The organism is Streptomyces niveiscabiei (assembly GCF_001419795.1).
Classification (GTDB): Bacteria; Actinomycetota; Actinomycetes; order Streptomycetales; family Streptomycetaceae; genus Streptomyces; species Streptomyces niveiscabiei.
The window spans coordinates 1-3186 of the sequence record NZ_LIRL01001025.1; the positions used below are offsets into that span (position 1 = coordinate 1).

The 3186-nt window shown below is 71.4% G+C and carries 1 protein-coding gene; it reads left to right on the forward strand.

The window, feature by feature from the left end; genetic code table 11:
• The first annotated feature begins 1306 nt into the window (after positions 1–1306).
• Positions 1307–3154, forward strand: a complete 1848-nt coding sequence (gene glmS, locus AOK24_RS39080) for a glutamine--fructose-6-phosphate transaminase (isomerizing) (RefSeq protein WP_055724678.1) — start codon at positions 1307–1309, stop codon at positions 3152–3154.
• The last annotated feature ends 32 nt before the right edge of the window (positions 3155–3186 follow it).

The window sequence follows — 3186 nt, forward strand, 5'->3', positions numbered from 1 at the left end:
ACCCCGGAGCTGAGGCCGGCTCCGGGGTGGGGGAGGTGCCGGGTACGGTGCCTGCGCCCGTGCCTGTGCCGGACGGGGGGACCGCGCCCGCGCCGGGTACGAAGCCGGAGCCGGAGCCGGGGACGAAGCCCGCGCCCGAGCCGGGGACCAAGCCCGCGCCGGACCCGGGCACCAAGCCCGAACCGGTACCGGGTACGAAGCCTGCGCCCGAGCCGGCCCCGGGTACCAAGCCCGCGCCCGAGCCGCTCGATGTCGAGGCGCGGTTGTATCCCGACGCGGACATCATCGCGCCCGGCCGGTCGCTGGGTGTCCGGGCGATCGCCGGGATCGAGTCGGGGAGTGTGCCGAAGGCGGGACTGACGCTGACGCTGCCGCCCGGGGTGACGTACGTCANNCCGGCCGTCGACGGCCGGAGCCTCAGCTGTATGCCGAACGGCGGGGTCGGGGCGGTGTCCGCGTACGTCGAGGTCAAGGTGGGCGCGGATGTCGCGCCCGGCACGGTGCTGACGTTCACCAACACCGTCGACATCGGGGACGCCGTCGACAGCAAGCCGGAGAACAACGTCAAGTCCGCGAAGGTCACCGTCCGCACGACCGCCGATCTCGGGGTCGAGTGGACGACCGTGCCGAAGGGGCCGGTGAAGGTCGGGCAGGAGGTGCTGACCGAGGTGACCGTGACCAACCACGGCCCCGGGGCGGCGCCGCTCGACGCGGTCAGCTTCTGGATGGGCTTCGACAACTGGCCCGTCAAGTCGCCCGGTTACCCGCCGTGCTGGGCCGACCCGGGGGTCCTGATCTGCGACGTCTTCCGGGAGCTCGCGCCCGGCGAGACGCTGAAGTACGCGTTCACGTGGAAGTTCCCGAAGAAGGCGGCGGGGACGACGTACAAGGTGCCCGCGAGCCTGTACTCGGGGAGCCCGCTGGACCCGAACAAGGCGAACGACAGCGACGAGCTGGTGTTCAAGATCGCGAAGTCGGGGAAGCCGAAGCCGCCCGGGACGCCGAAGCCCGGTGGTACGCCCACGCCCACACCGACTCCGTCCACCTCCCCGTCGTCCGCGCCCTCGCCGGCCGGCGGCAGCGGGCAGCTCGCGCAGACCGGGTCCGGTGTGCCGGTCGCCGGGCTGACGGCCGGGGCGGGGGCGCTCGTCCTGGTGGGCGGGGCGCTGGTCGTACGGCGGAGGCGTTCCTCGTAAGGCTTTCTTGGTCGGTGTTCCCGTCGGGGGTGCGAAACCTCGGCGGGAATTTCCGAATTCGGGCACGGGAGAGCCTGTTTCGGCGCCTGACCCGGCTTAGGCTGCCGCGCATGTGCGGAATCGTGGGATACGTGGGGTCTCAGTCGGCGCTCGATGTCGTGATGGGGGGACTGAAGCGGCTGGAGTATCGCGGGTACGACTCGGCCGGGGTGGCCGTGCTGGCGGACGGGGGGCTCGCCGCCGCCAAGCGGGCCGGGAAGCTCGTCAATCTGGAGAAGGAGCTGGTGCGGGGGCCGCTGCCGGCCGGGGGGACGGGGATCGGGCACACGCGGTGGGCGACCCATGGCGGGCCCACCGATGCCAATGCCCATCCGCACCTCGACAACGCCGGGCGCGTCGCCGTCGTCCACAACGGGATCATCGAGAACTTCGCCGCGCTGCGGGCCGAACTCGCCGAGCGCGGCCACGTGTTGGCGTCGGAGACCGACACCGAGGTCGTCGCGCACCTGCTCGCCGAGGAGTTCTCGGGGTGCGCGGACCTCGCGGAGGCGATGCGGCTCGTGTGCCGGCGTCTGGAGGGCGCGTTCACGCTGGTCGCCGTGCACGCGGACGAGCCGGACGTCGTCGTCGGCGCCCGGCGCAACTCGCCGCTGGTCGTGGGGGTCGGCGAGGGGGAGGCGTTCCTCGCCTCGGACGTCGCCGCGTTCATCGCGTACACCCGGTCCGCGATCGAGCTGGGGCAGGACCAGGTCGTCGAGCTGCGGCGCGACGGGGTCACCGTCACCGGGTTCGACGGGGCGCCGGCCGCCGTCCGCTCGTACCACGTCGACTGGGACGCCTCCGCCGCCGAGAAGGGCGGGTACGACTACTTCATGCTCAAGGAGATCGCCGAGCAGCCGAAGGCGGTCGCCGACACGCTGCTCGGGCGGATCGACGGGGCCGGGTCGCTGGTGCTCGACGAAGTCCGGATCGCCGCCTCGGAGTTGAGGGAGGTCGACAAGGTCGTCATCGTCGCCTGCGGGACCGCCTTCCACGCCGGGCTCATCGCGAAGTACGCGATCGAGCACTGGACGCGGATTCCGTGCGAGGTGGAGCTGGCGAGCGAGTTCCGGTACCGGGACCCGATCCTCGACGGGCGGTCGCTGGTCATCGCGATCTCCCAGTCCGGGGAGACCATGGACACGCTGATGGCGCTGCGGCACGCCCGTGAGCAGGGGTCCAAGGTGCTGGCCATCTGCAACACCAACGGGTCGACGATCCCCCGCGAGTCCGACGCCGTGCTCTACACGCACGCCGGGCCCGAGGTCGCCGTCGCCTCCACGAAGGCGTTCCTGACGCAGCTCGTCGCCTGCTACCTCGTCGCCCTCTACCTCGGGCAGGTGCGCGGCACGAAGTGGGGGGACGAGATCCGGGCCGTCGTACGGGACCTCGCGCAGATCTCCGGGGAGGTCGAGCGGGTGCTCGAAACGATGGAGCCCGTACGGGAGTTGGCCCGGTCGCTGGCCGGCAAGAACACGGTGCTGTTCCTCGGGCGGCATGTCGGATACCCCGTCGCGCTGGAAGGGGCGCTGAAACTCAAGGAGTTGGCGTACATGCACGCCGAGGGGTTCGCGGCGGGGGAGCTGAAGCACGGGCCGATCGCCCTCATCGAGGACGACCTTCCCGTCGTCGTGGTCGTGCCTTCGCCTCGGGGGCGGTCCGTGCTGCACGACAAGATCGTGTCCAACATCCAGGAGATCCGGGCGCGGGGGGCCCGGACGATCGTCATCGCGGAGGAGGGGGACGAGGCGGTCGTGCCGTACGCGGATCATCTGGTGCGGATTCCCGCTACGCCGACGTTGCTGCAACCGCTGGTCGCCACCGTGCCGTTGCAGGTGTTCGCGTGTGAGCTGGCGACGGCTCGGGGGAACGAGGTGGACCAGCCTCGGAACCTGGCGAAGTCGGTGACGGTGGAGTAGGGGGCAGCGTAAGGGGGGTGGCGTAGTAAGGG